At 63.5% G+C, this 21,860-nt stretch carries 15 protein-coding genes and 1 pseudogene; 6 read left to right on the top strand and 10 right to left on the bottom strand.

Annotated features, from left to right (window positions below; translation table 11 throughout):
- Positions 1-7: 7 nt before the first annotated feature.
- The 3 genes from EDF74_RS02315 to EDF74_RS02305 form a co-directional block, all read right to left on the bottom strand.
- Positions 8-1,033 (bottom strand): AI-2E family transporter, encoded by a 1,026-nt coding sequence (locus EDF74_RS02315; RefSeq protein WP_123728622.1) that lies wholly within the window; start codon positions 1,031-1,033, stop codon positions 8-10.
- Positions 1,034-1,900: 867 nt separating this feature from the next.
- Complete coding sequence (locus tag EDF74_RS02310; protein WP_123728621.1) at positions 1,901-5,677, bottom strand: hypothetical protein; 3,777 nt, start codon at positions 5,675-5,677, stop codon at positions 1,901-1,903.
- Positions 5,678-6,412: 735 nt separating this feature from the next.
- Complete coding sequence (locus EDF74_RS02305) at positions 6,413-7,162, bottom strand: RES family NAD+ phosphorylase (RefSeq protein ID WP_123728620.1); 750 nt, start codon at positions 7,160-7,162, stop codon at positions 6,413-6,415.
- Between the two features lie 606 nt (positions 7,163-7,768).
- Between EDF74_RS02305 and EDF74_RS02300 the strand changes: the two genes are divergently transcribed.
- Positions 7,769-8,875, top strand: coding sequence for a DUF4238 domain-containing protein (locus tag EDF74_RS02300; protein ID WP_123728619.1), 1,107 nt, complete (start codon positions 7,769-7,771; stop codon positions 8,873-8,875).
- A 405-nt stretch (positions 8,876-9,280) separates the two neighbouring features.
- Here the strand turns inward: EDF74_RS02300 and EDF74_RS02295 are convergent, their stop codons facing one another.
- Positions 9,281-9,817 carry a single-stranded DNA-binding protein gene (locus tag EDF74_RS02295; protein ID WP_123728618.1) on the bottom strand — a complete coding sequence of 179 codons (537 nt, stop codon included), beginning with the start codon at positions 9,815-9,817 and terminating at the stop codon, positions 9,281-9,283.
- A 313-nt stretch (positions 9,818-10,130) separates the two neighbouring features.
- Between EDF74_RS02295 and EDF74_RS02290 the strand changes: the two genes are divergently transcribed.
- Positions 10,131-11,162 carry a LacI family DNA-binding transcriptional regulator gene (locus EDF74_RS02290; protein ID WP_123728617.1) on the top strand — a complete coding sequence of 344 codons (1,032 nt, stop codon included), beginning with the start codon at positions 10,131-10,133 and terminating at the stop codon, positions 11,160-11,162.
- Positions 11,163-11,180: 18 nt separating this feature from the next.
- Here the strand turns inward: EDF74_RS02290 and EDF74_RS02285 are convergent, their stop codons facing one another.
- On the bottom strand, positions 11,181-11,507 hold the full coding sequence (locus tag EDF74_RS02285; protein WP_121043262.1) for a hypothetical protein: 327 nt from the start codon (positions 11,505-11,507) through the stop codon (positions 11,181-11,183).
- 109 nt (positions 11,508-11,616) lie between these two features.
- Here EDF74_RS02285 and EDF74_RS02280 point away from each other — a divergent pair, with 109 nt between their 5' ends.
- From EDF74_RS02280 to EDF74_RS18300, 3 genes and pseudogenes are all read left to right on the top strand, one after another.
- Positions 11,617-12,213 (top strand): RNA polymerase sigma factor, encoded by a 597-nt coding sequence (locus EDF74_RS02280; RefSeq protein WP_123729687.1) that lies wholly within the window; start codon positions 11,617-11,619, stop codon positions 12,211-12,213.
- Entirely contained in the window at positions 12,210-12,713 is a 504-nt protein-coding gene (locus EDF74_RS18060; RefSeq protein WP_148045903.1) for a hypothetical protein, read from the top strand. The genes EDF74_RS02280 and EDF74_RS18060 overlap by 4 nt, the downstream gene beginning before the upstream one ends.
- Positions 12,623-12,805 (top strand): annotated as a pseudogene (locus EDF74_RS18300) (hypothetical protein); the annotation flags it as partial. The gene EDF74_RS18060 and the pseudogene EDF74_RS18300, both read left to right, overlap by 91 nt.
- 8 nt (positions 12,806-12,813) lie before the next feature.
- On the opposite strand, the gene EDF74_RS02270 reads toward EDF74_RS18300, so the two are convergent.
- The 5 genes from EDF74_RS02270 to EDF74_RS02250 all read right to left on the bottom strand — a co-directional run bounded on the left by EDF74_RS02270 (position 12,814) and on the right by EDF74_RS02250 (position 19,273).
- Positions 12,814-13,206 (bottom strand): SseB family protein, encoded by a 393-nt coding sequence (locus EDF74_RS02270; RefSeq protein ID WP_123728616.1) that lies wholly within the window; start codon positions 13,204-13,206, stop codon positions 12,814-12,816.
- A gap of 71 nt (positions 13,207-13,277) precedes the next feature.
- Positions 13,278-13,775 carry a GNAT family N-acetyltransferase gene (locus EDF74_RS02265; protein WP_184997025.1) on the bottom strand — a complete coding sequence of 166 codons (498 nt, stop codon included), beginning with the start codon at positions 13,773-13,775 and terminating at the stop codon, positions 13,278-13,280.
- Positions 13,776-13,866: 91 nt separating this feature from the next.
- Positions 13,867-15,588: an alpha-amylase family glycosyl hydrolase gene (locus EDF74_RS02260; protein WP_123728614.1), complete on the bottom strand. Its 1,722-nt coding sequence runs from the start codon at positions 15,586-15,588 to the stop codon at positions 13,867-13,869.
- A complete protein-coding gene (locus EDF74_RS02255; protein ID WP_123728613.1) occupies positions 15,588-17,075 on the bottom strand; it encodes an MFS transporter in 1,488 nt (495 codons plus the stop codon). The genes EDF74_RS02260 and EDF74_RS02255 overlap by 1 nt, the downstream gene beginning before the upstream one ends.
- Positions 17,072-19,273 carry a Six-hairpin glycosidase-like protein gene (locus EDF74_RS02250; RefSeq protein ID WP_123728612.1) on the bottom strand — a complete coding sequence of 734 codons (2,202 nt, stop codon included), beginning with the start codon at positions 19,271-19,273 and terminating at the stop codon, positions 17,072-17,074. Before EDF74_RS02250 ends, EDF74_RS02255 begins: the two co-directional genes overlap by 4 nt.
- Positions 19,274-19,506: 233 nt before the next feature.
- On the opposite strand from EDF74_RS02250, the gene EDF74_RS02245 reads away from it, so the two are divergent.
- Positions 19,507-21,573 carry a glycoside hydrolase family 97 protein gene (locus EDF74_RS02245; protein ID WP_123728611.1) on the top strand — a complete coding sequence of 689 codons (2,067 nt, stop codon included), beginning with the start codon at positions 19,507-19,509 and terminating at the stop codon, positions 21,571-21,573.
- Positions 21,574-21,860 lie beyond the last annotated feature (287 nt).

Here is a 21,860-nt window from a genome sequence, read left to right as displayed (position 1 = left end):
TTGGCCCTCAGATCCAGCGCTGGTCCAGCAGTTCGCGCTTGATGTAGGCATAGAACACCGGGGCCGCGACCAGTCCCGGCAGCCCGAACGCAGCTTCCATCACCAGCATCGCCAGCAGCAGTTCCCACGCACGTGCCTGGATCTCACCACCCACGATGCGCGCGTTGAGGAAGTACTCCAGCTTGTGGATCACCACCAGATACAGCAGCGCCACCACCGCCACGTAGAACGACACCGACAGCGCGACGATGGTGATGACAGTATTGGAAATGATGTTGCCCACCACCGGCAGCAGGCCGGCGAGGAAAGTGATCAGCACGAGGGTTTTCGCCAGCGGCAGATGTACCCCGAACAGCGGCAGCACGCCCAGCAGGAAGATGGCGGTGAACAGCGTATTGAGCAGCGAGATCTTCACTTGTGCAAACACGACCTGCCGGAAGGCCGTGGCCATGCGGCTGGTGCGGCCGATCAGCTCCTGCGCCAGCGGCCCCATCTTGGGCAAGGGCAACTCGTCGTAGAGCGCGATCATCGCCCCCAGCACCATGCCGATCAGGATCCGCACGCTGATCTGCACGGCCGAGGTGCCGGCGATGCCGAGCTGCTGGCGGTGCGTCGCCGCCCAGTCGTTCATCGCCGTGCGCAGCGCCTGCAGGTCTTCCGGGATATAGGGCTGCAGCAGGTCCGGCACCTGGTGGCGGGAGGTGTTGAGGATGTCCATCAGGCGCATCAACAGCGCATCCGGGCCACCGGTCTCGTTGCGGAAGAACGAGGCGATGCCGATCGCCGCCAGGGTCAGCGCGCCGATGATCAACGCCGATAGCACGATCACTGAATAGGCCCGTGCGCGTCCCGGCGGCAGCTTGCCTTCGACGGTGGAGGCCAGCAGGTGGGTCAGGTGGAACACCAGCAGGCCCGACAGCAGGGTCACCACCAGGCCCAGCTTCAGGGTCAGCCACATGCCCAGCAGCATCAGCAACCATGCCGCGATGCGGGCGGTGGGCGGCTTGGGCAACGCGGGGATCACTATGGACATGCGGGCGCATCCTGACGGGTGGCCCATGGTAGTGGATGCGGTGTGGGCGCTGCAGGTGACCTTGGGGAACCGTTCAAAAATGCATGCCGTGGACTACAAAAAAGCCCTCGCTGTGCGAGGGCTTTTCTTGATCAGATCAGATCAGAACCCTTGTGAGAACTTTCAGATGGAAATACGGCATCAAACCCTTATTGCGCGTAGGACCTTACGTCGCCGCGCAAAGTCAATTTGTCACTAACCTGTGAACTACAAAGGATGTTAGTTACATTCTGAACATGAACGACACCCAACTCCCTCCGACGTTTGATAAAGCCACCCCGCGAGATCGCGGCGCCTAGGTCCTATAACGTCAAGCTGCCATGTGGTGATTCGTCGTCAAAAAAACACTGTGCAAGTTGCTGACCGATGTGTGCTGCTCAGCATAGTTGGTGGGAGACCGGTCACCATACATGGTGGCCGGTCTTTACCTAGGACCAACTCGAAAGGCCTCGAAGGCGCCGGGCGCATAAGTCAAAGCACCTGTGAGCATCCCAACCCAATCGATTAAACCGGATCGTGGATTAGAACCAACCACCCGCAATCCTTGCAATTTACCAAGACATTTGATTCTTTTTTTCTTTAATATCCGCCGTTTGCGAACAAAAAGCGCGCGCCTTACTGTAGGCCTACCTGCCCCAAGCCCTACACCTCCCATGGCCGCTATTTCGGCGCTACGACAAGACCTTCTCACACGCTACGGCGCTCTTCCGGCCATTCGCCCGGCGCGAAGCCGTCGGGCAGAAATGCAAAGGGCGGCGGGTCCGGCCTAAGACTCCGCGAGAGCCGCGACCGGCGTCAGAGCCCCGCTGAGGATGATCGGATCAGCAGCTATTCGAAACTCTGCTCGCCTTCCCGATCGCGCTTGCTCTCATGTTCGATCCAGCGTTCCAGTTCGGGCAGCATGTCGGTGACACATTGCCGAACCTCGCCTCCGACATTGTCACCCAGCGTTGTGATAGCTGCGCGACGCCGAACCAGGATATCGGCGAGCGAGCCACTCCAGCTGCGCGGATGCAGCCGCGACCAGATATCACCGAGAAACGCCCGCTTGTCTCGCGCGTGGCCCAATATTTCCAGGAAAAGCGTGGAGACACCATTCTCCTTTTCGCCCTGCCGCCGCTTGAACATGGAGATGCTTTTGCCAAGCAGCGGATAGCGCCTATCCGGATCGATGTTCGCCCACTGAACAAGGGTCTCGGCGCCGACATCTTCCACCGGTGTGCCAGACCCGAAGTCCTCCTCAAACAGTCCCCGATTCCTCGGCCGGATCTCAGGAAGCAGGAATGCGTCGAGCGCGATGAGGGGATGCGTTTCGAAGAGCGCCTTCAAGACATAACCAAGATCGTAGGACGAGAGATAGCCGGTCTCCAGCCCGACCCGGACCCGCGCGCAGATCTCGCGCAGCGTCGCCGCACCATCAGGTCCGGCGCAGCAGACCCGAATGACGGTATGCAGCCCGAAATCGCGAAGCGACTGCTTCTTCCCAAAGTCGGCGCGCAGCAGCAGCTCACGGCCGACGGCAATCAAGGATGGAGCGCGTGGTCGGCCCTCCTCCCCATCGCGGTAGAAGTGCATGTAAAGGATATCGAGCGCGATCTCCACGCCGTCGGCGAGACTGGCGATGTCGGTGAGCAGCGGGCCAAGCGCGTCGGGTGGATACTCGCCGACGCTGCCATTGGCGATGCTGTGAAAAGTCCGCGCCGACAGGACGCCACGTTCAATCGCACGCCGAAGCCGCGTAATGCCTTGGGTATCGATAGCAACACGCGCCTGAAGATAGGGCAAGCTCGCGGCGAGATCGGGATTCTCGATCACATCCTCCAGCGCGGCGTCGGCGAAGGCCGAATCCCTGGCGTGTGCGCCATGGATGAACCCGCCCAGCACCGTCGCATTCCGGCTGTCCACATCGGCGGCAGAAAAGAGGCCCAGCAGTTCCCGCCACATTGCATCAAGATCGGCGGCGCCATCCGACAGGCCGATGCCGCACTCGTAGGCGCGCTGCGGATGCTGCTCGACGAGCAGTTCGGCGATGAAGGCAGCGCGCGTCTCCGGGTCGTGCGCGAGCGCGGTTCCGATCTCCTTCGCGAGCTGGGAGGCGCGCTCATACGGCTTCATGACATCGCCGTCGTCGAAATCACCGTCAGCGACATCCCAACCGAAACTGCTGCGCCCCAGTACCACCGCACGGGCCTGATGGAGAAGATCAGTGGGTTTCAGGCGGTCGATGAGCGCGGTGAGGCGCGCGCGCACCTCATCAGGCATAGCGTCGCCCTCGAAACGCAGCGCTGTGCGGAAGCCGATCCACCCCTCGATCCAGGGCCGCTCGGAAGAGAAGTGGGTCGCTGCCCGTTCGAGCGCATCGTGACAGGCGCCGAAATGCCACAGCTCCCTTACGCTATGGGCAAGGTAGTCCCGGGCGTTTTCGATGATTGGCGAAAGCTCGACCGCCAAGTCGACCGCTCCGTTGTACCAGGCCCAGATGTCGCCATAGGTCGGCGGGTGCCAGCCATAGTCGCGTGACCGGGCGCCGAAGTCGAAGTCGCTGGATGAACTGAAATGGTGCGCCTTCAGCAGCGCATCGAGAGCGACGCCGGCGCTGCGCATCAAAGCGGGATCACCAGATTGCGCGAACCGGCGCACAAGCGATCGCCGCTGGTCCGGCAAAGCCTTGGTGCCGGACAGGTGCAGGTGAAACAGTTCGGCGAACATGTCCGATGCCGAGTTGTTGTTGTAATTGGGCGGTTCGGCGGAAAGGAACCGGGCAAGCAATGTCGCCGCGCGGTCGAATAGCGGTGGATCGTAAGCGAGGAGCTTGATCAACCGTATCCACTGCCATCGGTCGCTCGACTGCGGATCGAGTATCTCGGCGCCGCGCGGCCCGGCCACGTCTCGCTCGATCCTTGCGAGCACGGCATCGGGCGCGACCGGAGCGATATTCGTGATGATCTGGAGGCCGTCTTCGCCCAACGCCGTGAGATCGCCAAGAAGACCGTCGGCACCGAGCCAGCGCTCGACCGCGGCCCCTGCCTCGGCGCTGTCGTGCAGATAGCCGAGGCGGCGCGAAAGGGACTTCTGCATCCGCGCCGTGAGCGACGCGCAGAAGCGATCAAAATCGGCCGGGGGCATGCGTTCGAGGGCGAACCCGGCGAGCGGGTTGGCGATCGCGTGCGGCAGGATCGCGCGCCACCGTCCGCGCAGCTGCGCGATCCCGCGCTGACGAAGCGTGTTCAGCGCCGCATATATCGTCGCCACGGAAGCGCCGCGAATAGCAGCAATCCGCGCAAGTTCGCCGCTTTCCGACGTGTCTTCGCCATCGATCGAAAAGAGCAGCGCAAGGTCTTCGGCGGCGGAAAGGAGATCCCGGTCGGGCTCGTTGCGCTGGTGAAAAATCCGCTCGAAGAGGTCACGGCTCTTGAGCTTTCCGAGGGTCTCGCCTTTGCCGAGGGTTTCGGCGAGGGCGCGCGCCACGCGGAAATTGCCGTCGCTGAACTCCGATATCGTGCGCCGGTCCACCTGGGTCACATTGGGGAAGGTCTTTTCCAGCCACAGTTCCACCATTTCGGGCGATGCTGATTGCAGGCGAAAGACCTCGGTACGCTCGGGCTCATCGTCGCGAACATCATATTCGACCGTGAGGAGGCTGACCTGGCTCCCCGCTTCCGAACAGATGCGGGCAAGTTCGCTGTGCGTCGCCGGATTGCAGTTATCGACGATCAGGATCGCACGTTGCCGTGCGATAACTAGCTGGCGCGCCATGTCCCGGGCGGTCGGGTCAGTCTCGACCGAATAGTCGGTATAAACGGCAAGCCCAGGGTCCAGCGGCGCCAAGCCGACACCATCCTCGAACAGTGCCTGCACGAGACGAGTCTTTCCGAGACCGGACAAGCCGATCAACCGGATACATTGGCGAGCTTGGGTCAGAGAGACGCGAAGCCGGGCGAGACCCTCGCCGATGGTGAGTTGCTCGCGGTCGCTCGTTCGCTCATCAGTTAGGCAAGCCTTGTCATTGAAGAGATAGGGCATCTCCTCGCTCACGCCGACGCCGCACCAATCGCCGATGCTGCTCCAGCCCGACATACCGATGCCGAGCCGCATGCGGACCCAGGCGGCAATCCCGGGATAGTGATTGACCCATGTAGCCAGCCGGTCGCGATCGTAGAAGTCGCTATGCAACTGCCCGGCCTCAGGCAGATCATCGAGCTGCGCCCGGATTGCATCGCGACGATCGCTCAGCGGCTTGTCTGCGACCGACCCTTGCGCGCTGACGATGATGTAGGCGCCCGAGCGAGCGGCCAGTTCGGCGATGACCGGCCGTAGTACGCCGCAAGGACGCATCTCATTGCGGATTGCGCTCGCCGGCATGTCGGGCTTCTTTACCTGAAACCCTGTGTGCTGGCTCGGCACGAAATCCGGCATCAGCAGTGCGGACGGGCACTCGACCCGGACATCAAGCCCGCCATCGGCCGCATCCTGATTGCCGCCAGCGGTAACCGACGAACTGGGGCAACCCTGCGCCCGCAATTCTGCCAAAGCGAGACGTGCGACGAGTGTCCGCAGATCGGCGTCATTGAGGTCGGCGACTTGTGCGCCAGTAATTTCGAACATCGTTCTTCCCCCCTTTCATCAAGTATAGGAGAGCATGCGGGAGAATAAAGAGCGGTCAAGCGATAGTTGGTCCGCCACGGCCGTGACGAACTGCCAGTTATTCCATCGGCACGCATGATGCCTGCGACTGGCTTGCTGACCTGGCACTCCAGCGCCGGTGGCCACGGCACGAGCGCGAACTCGCGCGATCCGGCGGAGAGGCTGTTGGGTCGCCATCTGCGCGATTTCTTCTAGGTGCGGAGCACCTGAATCGTCTCGATATGCTTTAGCGCCGCGTTATCCAGTCCGTTCGTGAACAAAAAGCGTTTGCCTTTCACGTCGCCGAAGAACTTCTTGAACCGATTGACGGTGACGTCGGCATCGGCGCCGCCGGTGGTGCTGCCTATGCCATTTCCTCGAGAATGATCGGCGGCCTCGAAAGCGCCAGCCTGAACGAATGTCCATTCAGTACGATTTGCGGCTCAGAAGCAGCCAGTGTGGTTCCAGCCCAGTTTTTGCCTTTTCCCGTAGATCGCCTTGGTGATAGCCGAATGTCAGCTATTGGCCGAAAGCGGACACGGGCGGGCTAGGGATTAGGAAGTATGATCATGGGGGGGGCGAAAGGGAGCTTTGGACCCGCAACTGCCTGCCACCACAGGTAATTTTCGAGGCGCTAAATATTTCAACTACGTACGCGCAGTCTCGGCATCCATCACAGGGCGAAGCTGCGACTTCAGCATAATGTTCGACTGCAGTTTAATCTTTTGCAGCCTCGACCAAGGATGAAGAGTAATTAACCTCCTCCACAAGATGGAGTTCAACACCAACGCACTCAGCAGCCAAAGTGTCGAACAGCGCCAAGTTTTCTCCATTACGATTTAATACGCTACCATACTCAATTCCATCCACCCCTTCAGATTTGAACAGCTCCGCTAGATACTGGCTGGGCAAATATGCCAACCTGTCCGCACTGTGGGCGGGCGTTGCAAAATAGTATTTACTTAGTGGCACGGAATTTAATACATCCCTAAATACATCCCCCATCTCGTAGTCTTTCAGATTGGAGATCTTTCTGGGATTTAGAGAAACAATTTCAACGTTTCTCTTCAGTGCAAATTTTGCCACTGAAATTTTCGCCCCAACCCAAGGCCTAACCTCTGCAATTGCAGTCTCAATAGATTTTGCCAAGTACAGGTATGATATGCCGTCGGGATTTATTCTACCTGAAGCAGCCAGCCCTCTGGGCGGCGCACCCATCTCCTTGTCCCCATACGGATCGCCTTTATCAATTGCATTGATTCTGGCTCGATAAAATACGCCCCCAGATTCCAAGGCGAACACTTTTCTCTTTAAGTGGTATTGAATGTATTTTTCTATCACACCCTTCAGGTCTTTAGAGATATTGAATCGATTCGAATATTTCAGCTCTTCGCCAAGCCTCTTGTAGAGGCCCCAAAACTCCCTGGGGATCTTAATGTCGTCTAGCTTGGTGAATTTCTTCTGCATAAGCACCGGTCTCTTTAAGGATTCTCTAAAGGATATCAGGTTTGTAGATTACCTCATCTGGCCCCGAAAATACCCCACCAGCGCCCCCTTCGGGGTTGCCGAGAACAAGGCATTTGTATCTGATGCGGCGGCGCGTGAATGCGTCTCTGCTTACAGTAAGAACGAATAGCTGCCTACGCTGATGCGTTCATTCGTTTATGGCCGACCGCAAGCGCAGGGCTTATCGGCTGTTTTTTGCCGCGAGCAGACTGTCCCGCACATCCGCATCCAGCAACGGTCTCCTTCTGTCGCGCCAGCCAAGAGCGCTTGGCACAATTCAAGCACTAGAAGCAGCCAACCCGCCCCAGTGATGTCGTGAATGTAGCAGCGGACATCCCGCTCGAACCAGCGCCTCAGGGCGCCGCTCAACGCGGCATCCCAAGGCAACAAGCTACCGGGTTATGACGCCCAACCGCAAATTCGATGCGCCGCAAGCAGTTCGCACCACCACCGCCTTCTGGACACCACGCTGAATCGATCCATTCCGATGGACGCCCATTGCCCAATGCGCCCACCTCGCATGGCAGGCCTTGATGCGGAGACCCCGGTGCCCTCACAATCGGCTCTATGCCTGCACTCAAAAATCAGCATTTCGTCCCGCGTTGCCACTTACGGCCATTCACACTGGACGGCGAGAACTTAGCGATAAATCTCTTCAATTTCGCGCGCCGGCGCGCCGTCCTCAACGCGCCGGTAAAGAACCAGTGCTCGGCGGACTACTTTTATGGGAAGGATCTTCACTACGAAAAGAAGATGCAGGTTATCGAAGGACTGTATGGCGCTGCTATCACTCGCATCTGCGGGTCAGGCTACGCTTTGACCGGCGACGATCTTGAGCTCTTTAGAGCCTTTTGGGTACTGCAGCACTTAAGGACCGAGGCAGCTTCACGCGCCTTCGCGGCGCTGTCAGCTGAAGTCGTCGACACCACAGGAGCGCCTGAGGAGTTCCGAACCTCTATCGCACAGACCGTGCAAGTGGTGATGTCGGCAGTTCCTGAGATGGTTTCTGTCGTGGAAGACCTCAAAGTGTGTCTTCTACGGAATCGAACAGCGGTTGATTTCATCACGAGCGACGATCCGGCCATCCATACGAATCGATGGTACCTGCGACCCGGAAATGAACGACTCGGAGCACCAGGGCTGGCAAAATCAGGGGCGCTCTGCTTGATTCCCCTCACCCCCCGTCACTTCTTTATCGCATACGACGGAGACGTCTACTCGTTACCGGTGAGCAATCACTGGGTCGACGTCAGAAAGGAGAGCGACGTGAACATGCTCAATCAACAGCAACTGCTCAACGCAGTGGCCAACGTCTACTTCCGAGAAACAAGCGATGTCACCTCCATCGGCCGTCAGTTTGACGCAACTGCGGATCGGCGCATTCCCTGCAGGCACCGACTTAACCACGCGATCCTGGATTGGGAAGATGGGGTGACGAAGCGATATCGTGTTTGCACGGCTGAGGAAGCCCGCAACCACCAAGACGCAATATTCCACTCGGAAACGTTGTACCCGCGACCAAGCGGCTGGCCCGATTTCATTCACTGGCGTGCAAGTGCCGCAACGTACTCGAATGGAACAGGCATCGGATTCGTGCGTCGCGCTCACGCGGAGACCCGCACGACATCTTCGCAGCCTTTCAAGAAGATCCGACTAGATAGAATCAATTTCTGAATTCGCGCTTGATGTAACCAAGTTGCTTGGCTCAACACCATCTCACAGCCCAGTCTCCGACTCACTGCCATACATCGGCGAAAGTACTTCTTAGTTCGAGCGAACTCGCGCGGAGTGCCTGCTCAATGCTAGCGCTTGATCTGTTTCGAGCTCGGACTTGGGAAAAAATGAAAACTGTCGGATCGAAGAGCGGCAGTCCAGTGCGCAGTTCAACCAGGAGCGGCAATCTCTCTCCGGACTCGCAAACAACAACTCGTATGCAAAAGAGCGCGGCCATCTATTGACAGTCCCACAAGTGCTCGGCATGGAACAAAACTACCAGCGGCCTAGGAGGCTGTAAATAGCAAAAAGGCCTGCAGCGCGTACGCTGCAAGCCTCTCTATTTACATCTACGAAAAGTTCTCTCTAGAACGGAATGTCGTCATCGGCGAAGTCATCCATCGGCGGCGCGGACTGCTGCGGCGCCTGCTGCTGCGGACGCTGCTGACCGTAGCCACCACCACCGCCGCCGCCGCGCTGACCACCACCGCCACCACCACCGCCGTACTCCTGGCGCGGGGCCTGCTGGCGCTGCGGACGTTCGCCACCGCCACCGCCACCGCCGCCTTCACGGCCGCCGAGCATCTGCATCTCATCGGCGATGATGTCGGTGGAGTACTTCTCCACGCCATCCTGACCGGTGTACTTGTCGTAACGCAGGCTGCCTTCGACGTAGACCGAGCTGCCCTTGCGCAGGTATTCACCGGCGATCTCGCCGAGCTTGCCGAAGAACACCACGCGGTGCCATTCGGTACGCTCCTGCTGGTTGCCATCCTTGTCCTTGCGGACGCTGGTGGTGGCCAGGCTGATGCGGGTGATCGCCATACCGCCCTGGGTGTATTTCACGTCCGGGTCGTTGCCGAGGTTGCCGACCAGGATGACTTTATTGATGCCGCGCGCCATAGGGTTGCTCTTCCGTTGTCCGAGGGCAGGCCGCAGTCATATCACAGCCCCGGGCGGGGTGCAGATCTGCCGGGCCACCCTCGGGAGAATTGGGGGGGATCCAGATTGCACCATCTTATCATCGCCGCCGTCCCCGACCCTGTCGGAATTCCGCCCGGCAACGACCGGAAACCTGCTCGAGCCATATGCCGCAACGGTGACGGCGGTTCCGTCCACGGGCTGCAGGCCACTGGCCGCCCGCCCAGCGCCCTACCCGGCCCCACCCAGGCGGCACATGGCATGATGTCCCTTCACTGCCTCACCCCCTGCTGAAATGACCATCCGCGGCAAAGCCACCTCCCTCGATATCGCCCACCTGGCCGGCGTCTCCCAGCCCACGGTGTCGCGGGCGCTGCGCGGCAGCCCGATGGTCAACGCCGAGACCCGGCAGCGGATCCTGGCCATTGCCCGGGAGCTGAACTACAAGGTCGACAAGAACGCCTCCAGCCTGCGCCTGCGCAATGCCGGCACGCTGGCCCTGCTGTTCTTCGAAGACCCGACCAACGATGACTCGCTGATCAACCCGTTCTTCCACGCCATGCTCGGCTCGATCACCCGAGCCTGCGCGCTGCGCGGTTACGACCTGCTGGTCTCCTTCCAGCAGCTGTCCACCGACTGGCAGGCCGATTACGAGGACAGCAACAAGGCCGACGGCATCATCCTGCTGGGCTATGGCGACTACCACGAGTCGCGCGAGCGGTTGCAGCGGCTGGTCGAGCAAGGCACCCACTTCGTGCGCTGGGGCGCTTCCCTGCCCGACCAGCCCGGTGTCTCGATCGGCAGCGACAATTTCCAGGGCGGGTTCGACATCACCGCGCACCTGCTCGACCAGGGCTGCCGCCGGATCGCCTTCGTCGGCCATGCCTCCAGCCACTATCCCGAGTTCGAGCAGCGCTATCGCGGCCACGTGGAGGCGATGCACGCGCGCGGCCTCAGCGCCGAGCCCTCGCTGCAGCACGATGCGATCACCACCGAGCAGTCCGGCTTCGATGCCTGCCAGGCACTGTTGGCGCGCGGCGAGCGTATCGACGGGCTGTGCGCGGCCAGCGACCTGATCGCGATCGGTGCGATGCGCGCCCTGCGCGAACATGGCCTGCGCGTGCCCGAGGACGTGGCGGTCACCGGCTTCGATGACATCCCGCTGGCCGCCTCGGTCTCCCCGCCGCTGTCCACCGTGCAGCAGGACACCAAGCAGGCCGGTCACCTGCTGGTGGAAAAGCTGCTGGCGCTGATCGAAGGCCAGCCGGTGGAAGGTCAGAGCATCGCGGTGAAGCAGGTGCTGCGGGACTCCTCGCTGCGCGGCTGAGCGACGCGCACACGGGCATTACTTCAGGCGACGATCCAGCACGAAGTACACCACGTTGCCCAGCCCGGTCGCACCGAGCAGCAGCGCAATGGCGCCAGGCGTGACCCGGTCGATACCGAGCAGATCGACCAGACCGAATGCCAGCGCCAGGGTCAGCAACACGCAGCCCCAATGCAGCGAGGCCAGTCGCCGCTTGGTGGTGTCGCCGGCCAGTAGCGAGCGCACCAGCTCTTCCGAGCCGCGGGCTTCAACGATCCGACGGCGCGTGTGGCCATCGACCACGCTCTTGATGGCATACACGATGCCGAGAATCAGGACGACAGGCAGAATCAGGTTGTAATCCATGGTGCGTTCGTTCCGTTGAGGGGCTTGTCCACTGAGATACGGCCAAGGCGGGATCGGTTGCACGGCGTCTGGTTGCAACCGAGGGCGCACTCGACGTATCCCTATGGTGATGCATACGCCGCCCTCCCCTGCCGACTGTCTCGACGCCGACCGTGCATTGGTCGCTGCCATTCTGTCGCGGCAGCCCGGCGCGTTCGAGCAGCTGGTGCGCGAGTATCAAGGGCTGTGCTGGCGTGTGGTCGACCGCATGGTCCGCCACCCCGACGACACCCGCGAGCTGTGCCAGGAAGCCTTCCTGCGCATCCATCAGACGCTGCATCAGTACCGCGGCCAAAGCGCGTTGAAATCCTGGGTGGCGCAGGTCGCCTATTCGATCGCCAAGCGCCACCTGGAGCGGCGCCGCATTCCGCTGGTGGAGAACACCATGAGCGAGGACGGCACCGCATTGATCGAACAGATCGGCGATGGCATCGATCTGGAGGCACGTACCAGCGATCAGGACATCAACGCGCACCTGCATGCGGCGATCGATGCCCTGCCGCCGCTGCAGCGCACCCTGCTCACGCTCTATCATCTGGAAGAGATCTCCATCGCCGAGATCGCCACCCTGACCGACCTGGCCGAAGGCACCATCAAGAGCCACCTGTTCCGCAGCCGCAAGCGGTTGCGCGAACTGCTTGAATCCCGCATTGGAGTGCCCGCATGAGCAGCGCAGACGATCCCCGCATCGATCCGGAGGAATGGCAGGCCCAGGAGGCTGCGCTACGCGCCGCTCTCAGCGGCCAGCGCGCTGCGCCGGACGCCGCCGACTACCTGCGCATCGCCCAGGCGATCGCTTCCGCCCCGCAGAGTGGGCCGCCGATGCGCTTCGCCCGTGAGGTCACGCTGCGCATTGCCCGGCATGACGCCGGTATCGAGCGTTGGGTGTCGCGCGTCCTGCTTGCCTTGTTGGCACTCGCCGTACTGGTCATCGGGGCGATGTTCGGCCCGGCGTGGTGGGGCGCGATCAAGCAGAGCGCGGGGCCAACAGCATCCGGCTGGCTGCTGGTGGTCGCAGGCTGCGTGGGCGTGTCATGGCTGGCCGGTCGCTGGCGCACACGTGTCCAGAAGCACCCAAGGGCTTCCAGCAACCGCCCTACACCACCTCCACCGAACTGCTCGCCTACATCCGCGCCGAAACGCCGGCCGACCGCCAGCGGCTGGTGACGGAGCTGTTCGAGAAAATCAGCTTCTACGACAACCGCGTCCTGACCGCGAGCGCGCAGAAGCGTACCGATGGAACGTACGACGTCACTTTAACGCAGCGTCAGCGCGGGCCGTCGGCGAAGTCCTTGAGAATTTCGCCGACGCCGGACGGCGAGATCTCAAAGCCCAGCGAGGTGCCCGGATTGATCACCACGCCGTAACCGCCAGGGACGCGCTTGAGTACGTCCAGCATGAGCATGCGGATCGTGTGCGGGGCCTGCTGGCTGTGGAAACCGACGCGGCTCATATCGGTGAACACGGACACGTGCAACACGCCCTGCTTGTCGAACAGCAGCGGATCGAAACCGCTGCCATCCGGCGTCACCAGGCTGCCGGTGAGCAGCACCACCTCGGACGCGACGAAGGCTTTCATGAACAGGCCGATCGGCAACTGACCGTCCATCGCCGTCTTGAGCAGCGTTTCGATCGGGGTCTGGGGGGCAGCGTCGTTCATGGAATGCGGGGGTATGGGTGGGGGCCGATAGTGTACCGCCGGGGCTGTGGGAAGCCGGCCAGCGGCCGGCACTACACGCGCGGTGGACCGCCGATCAGGTAGAGGTGGAAACGCGGGTCATCGTCGGCCAGCGCGACATGCGGCAGACCAAGACGCGGCAGGGTCCGCAGCCAGTGGGCATGCGCAGCCACGTCGCCGCGGAACACTGCGAGCAGCCATTGCCCCTCGCCGGGGCGCACCAGTGCGTTGACCACGTAGGCCGCCAGGCCTTGCCGCCGGTACTTGGGAAGCACGAAGAGATCGGCCAGTTCAGGATAGTGGTGGCCGTCCCGTTCCACCCGGTCCACCAGCACGAAGCCGGCGAGTGCCTCGTCGACGAACAACAACCGCGCCCACTGCGGGGCGTTGTGCAGGGAGGCCTCGACATCGCTCCGATCACAGTCGAACAGGCCGTCGGAGCGTACTTCTTCTCCGCTCCAGACCGACGCCTCGAAGTAGTAGAACTGCATCAGATGGAACAGGCGCTCGGCGTCGTCGGGCGTTGCGGGGCGCAGGGACAGGCGTGACATGGAGAGCGTGCTCAAGAGGACCGCAGTGCGCGATCGCGAGCCCGATTGTAGTGCCCGGCCCACCGCGAACGGCAGACCGGGCATCACCCGGCTACTTTGCCAGGCGCTTGGTGCGTGCCTGCTGATCGTCGACCGCCGCCTTCAACCGGGCCTGCAGCGCGGCCTGGTCGACCTGGGCATCCAGCACGAATACGCGCACGCCATGCGCAGGCACCTCGGCCTTCAGTGATCCGTTGACCGTCTGGTTGGCACCGCCCAGCGCGTCGCGCCAGATCCCGGCCTGCAGATAGCGGCGCACCTCAAGGGTGCGGGCGGTGTCGCCCTTGTTGAGCAGCACCAGCGCGGTCTGGGCGGTATCGCCGTGCTGCAGCACGCGGAAGAACACCGCTTCATCGCCCTGCAGTCGCTCGTTGACCTGCAGCCCGCGCTGCAGGGCGGGTGTGGCCTCACGCAGTTTGGCGATGCGCTGCAGCGGCGCGTAGATCGGGCTGTTCGGCGCGTCGTTGACGCGCGCCTGGCCGAAGTAGGCGCGGTTGCCGGCATGCTCGGCGCGGCTGCGCATGAAGCCGGTTTCCGAGCCGTAATAGATCACCGGAATGCCGCGTGCGGTGAACAGCCAGTTGTGGGCGTCGATGAACCCTGCATCGTTCGCGTCCAGCCGGGCCATGTCGTGGTTGTCGTAGAAGCTCATCAGCTCGTACGGATTCGCATACGGCCCGTCGAGCAGGTGCAGCGGCTCGGCCAGCGTTTCAAAGCCTTTCTGCTCCTTGCCGAACACGGACGACAATGCACCGCGCAGCGGGAAGTCCAGCACGCTGACGTTCGCGTTGGCCGGCCAGGTGTGCTCGGCGATCTTGCTGGCGTCGTAGTCGAACGCTTCGCCGAACATGAACATGCCGGGATGCTCGGCACGGATGCGGTTGACGAAGGCATGCCACCACGGGTGCGGCAGCCAGCCGATGGTGTCGATGCGCAGCGCATCCACGCCCTGCGCCGTCCACTGCAGGTAGGCGCCCACCAGGTAGTCCATCACCGCCGGGTTGTGCTCGTTGAAGTCGGACAGCTCGGCCAGGTTGCCGTCGAAGATCGAGCCGTGCTTGCCGTCGACGGGGCCGATGTTGTTGTAGAACGCATGCAGCGGGTTATGGACCGGATCCAGCTGCTGCGGGGGCAGGTTCTGGTGATCGGCGATCAACCGGCCGTCCTTGTCGAATATCTGGCCGAACTGCGGCTGCGCCACCGGCATCGTCCACGCGGGCGAGCCATGGTTGCCGACGATATCCAGCACCACCTTCAGATCGGCGGCATGCAGGCCGCGGGTGAACGCTGCGAAGTCCAGGTCCCTGCTCGGCAGATGCTCGTCGAGCGTATAGAAGTTGACGCCCCAGTAGCCGTGGTAGCCGGTCTTGCCGCGGTCGGTCAGCGTGCTGGTACAGCTGATCGGCTTGCTGCCGGTGAAGGCCTGGTCCGGGTTGTCGATGATCGGGGTGATCCACACCGCGCCGAAGCCGAGGTTGCGGATGTACGCGGCATTGTCGAGCACGCCCTTGAAGTCACCGCCGAGGTAGCCGATGTTGCCATCCACCTTGTCCGGGCAGGGCACCGGGATGTCGAAGGTGGGATGCGCGCCGCCCTGGTCGCGGTGATCGTTGGACGGATCGCCGTTGACGAAGCGGTCGGTGACCACGAAGTAGACCGCCTGGCTGGCGAACGGCTCACGCGTGCCGACATAGTCCGGGCGTTCGATGGCCAGGGCGGGACTGGCGGACAGCGCGAATGACAGGGCCAGCGACAACGACGAATACCGGGACATCAGACAACCTCCTGTTGAGATGGCACATACAGCACGCATAGACCGGCCAGCAGCAGGCTGCCGCCCCCGAGGGCGAGCACATGCATCGGATCGCCGCCCAGCCAGGTGCGCAGCAGGAACCCGAGCGCACTGGCCGCGACCAGTTGCGGAATCACGATGAAGAAATTGAACAGGCCCATGTAGATGCCCATCTTGGCCGCCGGCACGCTGTCGGACAGCAGCGCATACGGCAGCGACAGGATCGAGGCCCAGGCGAAGCCGACGCCGACCATGGACAGCAGCAGCCAGTGCGGATCACGGATGAACAGCATCGAGATCAGCCCCAGACCGCCCAGCCACAGGTTGACCAGGTGGCTCCAGCGCAGGCCCAGTGCGCGCACCATCACCGGGATCACCAGCGCGGCCAGTGCCGCGAAGCCGTTGTAGGCACCGAACAGCACGCCGACCCAGTTGGCACCCTCGTTGTAGGCGGCCGACGCAGTATCGGTGGAGCCGAAGTGGGTCCCCGCGACCGCGGCGGTGGTGTAGATCCACATCGCGAACAGCGCGAACCACGAGAAGAACTGCACCCAGGCCAGACGACGCATGGTGCGCGGCATCGCACGCAGGTCGTCGACGATGGTGGCCAGCATGTTCGCCCCCGGTACACAGCGCGCTACACCCAGCAGCACGCCATAAGCGATGCACAGGCCAGCCAGCACGTACAGCATGCGGTCACCCTGCCGCGCCGCGATGGCGGCGGCCAACACGATGCCCACCGCCACCCAACCGCCGATCTGCGCCCACGGGGGCGGTCCGGCCACGCGCGCACTCTGGTGCACTGCGGACGGCTCGGCATCATCGAAGCTGGCCAGCTCAGCCGGCGAGTATTCCCGGGTGCTGACCACGGTCCAGGTGATCGCCGCGAGCAGCACCGCGGCCCCGAAGTAGAACGCGTAGCGCACGGTATCGGGCACCTGCCCCGCGGCCGCCGTGTTGGCCACGCCGAAGTGGGCCAGGATGAAAGGCAGGAAGCTGGCGACGATCGCACCGATGCCGATGAAGAAGCTCTGCATCGCAAAGCCGGTCGGCCGTTGCCGTGGAGCCAGCTGATCGCCGACGAACGCGCGGAACGGCTCCATCGACACGTTGATCGAGGCATCCAGTACCCACAGCGTGCCAGCGGCGATCCACAGCGTCGGCGAATTCGGCATCACCAGCAGAGCCAACGTGGTCAGTACCGCACCGATCATGAAGAACGGGCGGCGGCGGCCCCAGCGCGTCCAGGTGCGGTCGGACAGGTAGCCGATCACCGGCTGCACCAGCAGACCGGTCAATGGCGCGGCGATCCACAGCCCAGGCACCGCGTCCATCGGCGCGCCGAGCGTCTCGAAGATGCGGCTGGCATTGGCGTTCTGCAGCGCAAAGCCGAACTGGATGCCGAGGAAGCCGAAGCACATGTTCCAGATCTGCCAGAACGACAGCGTTGGTTTGGGCGAACGGCTCATCGGCGCGGCTCCGTCGAGGCCGCGACCGGCATCAGGGTCAGCGCGGACACGCGGGCCTGATTGAGCATGCCCTCACTGCCTCCCTTGCCGCCGTTGTACTGCGCGAAGTGGGTCAACGCGCTCATGTTGAAGCCCTCATCCAGCGCGATGCGGCAAGCGCGTGCCGGCAGCTCGAATTCAACCGCCGTGGAGTCCTGTTCGCCCACGCTGTGCGGCATCACGATGGGACGGCGCTGCTCCGGTTGGCCCTCGCACTGCAGCACCAGCGTCTTCACCGCTGCAGTCACGCCGGTGTTGATCGGGCCGTTCGGGTTGTCGTAGCGCAGGCGTGCACGCCAGCGGCCGGCGGTCGGTGCGGTCCACTGCCAGTGCGTGTCGCCGGCCAGCACCTGCTGCGGGCCGATGCAGGTCATCGGGCTGTGCAGCGATTCCAGCGCGCCCTCCCGGCGGGTCAGGCTCAGGCAGTGACTGGCACCGTCCCTGGCAATCGTGGCGACACCCCGTGTGGGCGTCAGCGTCTGGCCGTCGCGCCACAGCACGTGCCCGGCGGGCACCGTGATCTGCCAGCCTGCCGTCGTTTCACGCGGCACCGGGGCAGCGGGGGTGGCCGGGGCGAACACCGCCGAGGGACGCAGGATGGCCGGTGATGGCGTCGCGCCCGTGGCATGCAACGGCACCAGCTGCACCGTGGTGGTGCTGCCATCGCGCTGGATGTCACCCGCCACCAGCAGCTCGCCGGCAAGCCGCTTCGGTCGCACCAGCACGTAACGCTGCTCGCCATCGTCCAGCCGGATGCGGTCATGCGCACCGAACAGTGTCGGCACCAGCGATACCGGCAGCTTCGGCGCGATGCGTCCGTCGTCTTCCACGCCGAACACCCCATCCAGCACCATCGAGAGGTAACCGGCCACCGACCACAGCTGCCGCGGCGAATTGACCACCGGGCCGCTGAGGGCGCCTTCATCGACATGCACGGCCAGCGTGCGCATCTCGTAGTTTTCCATGTTGGAGCCGGCCAGCGCGGTGCCGCGCATCAGCGATTCGATCTCCATGGCAATGCGCGGGGCATCATCCAACCGGCGGGCTGCCCGCAGCGAGTACGCGCTGACGAAGGGCCAGATGCCGCGGTTGTGGTAGATCGGCTGCTGCGCTTCCTGCGGCCAGACGACCGGGCTGCCACCGGCCACGGCCGGGTAGTTCGCCAGCGCGCGGCGTGCGCGATCGGCCGGGAACACATCGGCCAGCACGCCCAGCGAGAGCGCGAGCAGGTCGTACTTGGCGTACGGCACCGGGTGGGCCGCCTCGCCGATGTAGCTCATGTACTGACCAGCCTCCTCGCGCCAGAAGCGTGCGTCGATCTGGCGGGCCAGCGCTTCGGCCCATTGGCCGTACGTGGTGGCGCGCGCATCGCCGCGCTGGCCAGCCAGTTGCTCGGCCAGTCGCAGCGCTTCGTAATGCAGCACGTTGGTGGACAGCGCGAAGGACTCGCCGATGAAGCGCACATCCTCGCGGGTCCAGTCCGGGTAGGTCTGCTCACGCCAATCCAGGAACGAGGTCTCGCCGCGATACAGGCCGATCCGCGCATCGAACACCGCCTCGCGATCCTGCGCCAGGGTGGCCTGCAGTGCCTGCCAGACCTGGTCGGCAAAGGCCGCGTCATCCAGCAGCGCACGTGCGGCCAGGAACCACACCACGCGGTCGCTGCTGATCGGCCAGCTGCCGCCGGAGCCGGTGTCTTGGGCGACGAACAGGCCCGGCGTATGCCCATCGCGCGCGGTGGACAGCTTGAACTGCAGCGACTGGCGCGTGCGTACCGGATCCAGACGCGACAGCGCCAGATCGGCGGCGAAGCTCACATCGCGGGTCCACACGTAAGGCCAGCGTTCGCCCGTCTGGAAGCACGCACAGGGAACCGGCTTGCCGTGATTGAAGGCCGGGTCGCGAATCGCCTCCACGCGGTCGGCATCCATTTCCTGCTGGGCCAGCCCGAACAGCGCATCGAACAGCACACTGCCAGTCTCGCTGCGCATCGGCTGCGCGCTGACACGCACCTCGCCCTGCGGCGCATGCAGACGGTAGCCACCTTCAGCGGCGGTCTCGGCGCGCGCATGGCGGCCGTCGAAGTCCAGGTCGGCCGCACGTGCGGTGGACCCCATCGCCGCCCCAAGGGCAACGGTCAGGCAGATCATCTTCAGCATCGAAGTGGCGAACCGGCTCGCGCCTGTTGCCTCCCTCCCCTTTGCTCGCGTTGTAGGTCCGCACCGCCTCGCGGCAATGCGCTCGCGGCCCCCTCCCAGGGTGCCTTGGGCCCATGGTAGACGGCACGCCGCAGCCTGCATCGAGCTGCATACGTATTCATGGCCAGGGCGGTCGGCAATCGTGACGCCGTCGCTATAGTCCGGGGGTGTTTTCGGCCGCTTTGGGAGGGGAAATGCCGTCACCGTCGCATCCAACAGATGGGCCTTTCGCACGTCGTGGCCTGCCCCTGCTGGGCTGGATCCTCTGCGCATTCAGCGCCACTGCCATCGCCGATCCCGTCACCGTGGCCGACGTCGAGTCGCCCGGCAAGGTACTGCGCGTGTCGCTGCAACTGGACGGCGGCAACCCCAGCTATCGGGTGGAACGTTTCGGCGAGGCCGTGGTGGACAGCTCCAAGCTCGGCTTCCAGCTGCGCGATGGCCGCCTGGACCGGGATCTCGCCGTGGTGGGCCAGCGGTCGCGCAGCGTCGATGAAACCTGGGAACAGCCTTGGGGCGAGCGCCGGCTGACCCGCAATCACTTCAACGAAGTGGTCGTGCAGCTGGCCGAACGCGGTGGCGCCAAGCGTCGCATCGATGTGGTGTTCCGGGTCTATGACGACGGCCTGGGCTTCCGGTACCACTTCCCTGAGCAGCCGGGCATGCGCGAGGCGATCATCGACGATGAGCTGACCGAGTTCGCGATCGCACCGACCTCCACCGCCTGGTGGATTCCGGCCGGTGAGCCGATTCACTACGAGTATCTCTACCAGCGCACACCGCTGGATCAGGTGCCACTGGCACATACACCGATGACGCTGCGCAGCCGCGATGGCCTGCATGTCGCCATCCACGAAGCCGCGCTGGTGGACTACGCCGGCATGTGGCTGCGCCGCACCGACGGCCAACGCCTGCGCGCGCAGCTGTCGCCCTCGGCCGAGGGCTGGAAAGTGCGGCGGAACCTGCCCTTCGACACCCCGTGGCGCACGCTGCAGATCAGCGATACCGCCGGCGGGCTGGTCGAATCCAGCCTGATCCTCAACCTCAACGAGCCCAACGTGCTGGGCGACGTCAGCTGGGTGAAGCCTTCCAAGTACCTGGGCGTGTGGTGGTCGATGCATCTGGATGAGGAGAGCTGGGCGACCGGCCCACGGCATGCTGCGACCACGGCCAAGACCAAGCGCGTGATCGACTTCGCCGCCCGGCATGGTTTCCGCGGCGTGCTGGTGGAAGGCTGGAATCCGGGCTGGAACGGTGACTGGGTCGGCAATGGCTACGCCTTCGATTTCACCCGGCCCACCGCAGACTTCGATATCGAGGCACTGTCGGCTTACGGCGCGAGGAAGGGTGTACACCTGATCGGCCACCATGAAACCGGCTGCGCGATCGAACACTACGAAGATCAGCTCGGCGCGGCGCTGGATCTGTATGCGCGGCTGGGCGTGGATTCGTTCAAGAGCGGCTACGTCTGCGATGACGGCCAGGTCGACCGCCGCAACCCGGTCGGTGGGCCGCTGTGGCGCGAGTGGCACGACGGCCAGTTCATGGCCCGCCATCACCTCAAGGTGGTGCAGGAAGCAGCCAAGCGGCATATCGCGGTGAATCCGCACGAGCCGATCAAGGACACCGGCCTGCGCCGCACCTACCCGAACTGGATCACCCGCGAAGGCGCGCGCGGCATGGAGTACAACGCCTGGGGCCAACCGCCGAACCCGCCCGAGCACGAGGTCAACCTGGTGTTCACCCGGATGCTCTCCGGGCCGATGGATTACACCCCGGGCATCCTGAGTCTGAAGGGCCGCGGCGGTCAGGCCATCCCCAGCACGCTGGCCCGCCAGCTCGCGCTGTACGTGACGCTCTACAGCCCGATCCAGATGGCGGCCGACCTGCCCGAGCACTACGAGCAGCACCGCGAAGCCTTCCGCTTCATCGAAGACGTCGCGGTGGACTGGGACGATACCCGCGTGCTCAACGGCGAGGTGGGCGACTACGTGACCATCGTGCGCAAAGACCGCCACAGCCGCGACTGGTTCCTGGGCAGCATCACCGACGAACACGGCCGCGTGTTGCCGGTCTCGCTGGGCTTCCTTGAGCCGGGTCTGCGTTACCGCGCTGAGATTTACCGCGATGGCGACGGCGCCGATTTCCGCAGCAATCCCTTCGCCTTCGTGCGCGAAACGCGCGAGCTCACCAGCGCCGACGCGCTGACGCTGGTGCTTGCGCCCGGTGGCGGCCAGGCGATCCGTTTCACGCCGCTGTAGACCTGATCAGAGGTGGTCTCGACGTCGCCCCATGACGTGTAGTGCCGGCCGCTGGCCGGCTCCTGCATCTGCATGGCATCCCGAGGATGCCGGCCAGCGGCCGGCACTACCATCCACGGTTGCATGGCAGACCGTGGCGCGGCGGCGCGACTGCGATAACGCACCTGTAATCGCTTCCAATGCTGCAAACGTCATTGAATACGTATGCAGGGTGATTCCCGCAGCCGATGCGCTGCCTACCATAGCCACGCAGTCAACGGCCACCGCGCCATGACGCTCCCGGGTCC

Source organism: Stenotrophomonas rhizophila, assembly GCF_003751305.1.
GTDB lineage: Bacteria > Pseudomonadota > Gammaproteobacteria > Xanthomonadales > Xanthomonadaceae > Stenotrophomonas > Stenotrophomonas rhizophila_B.
The sequence above is the reverse complement of the archived record's forward strand: the minus strand, read 5'-3'. Positions and strand labels throughout refer to the sequence as shown.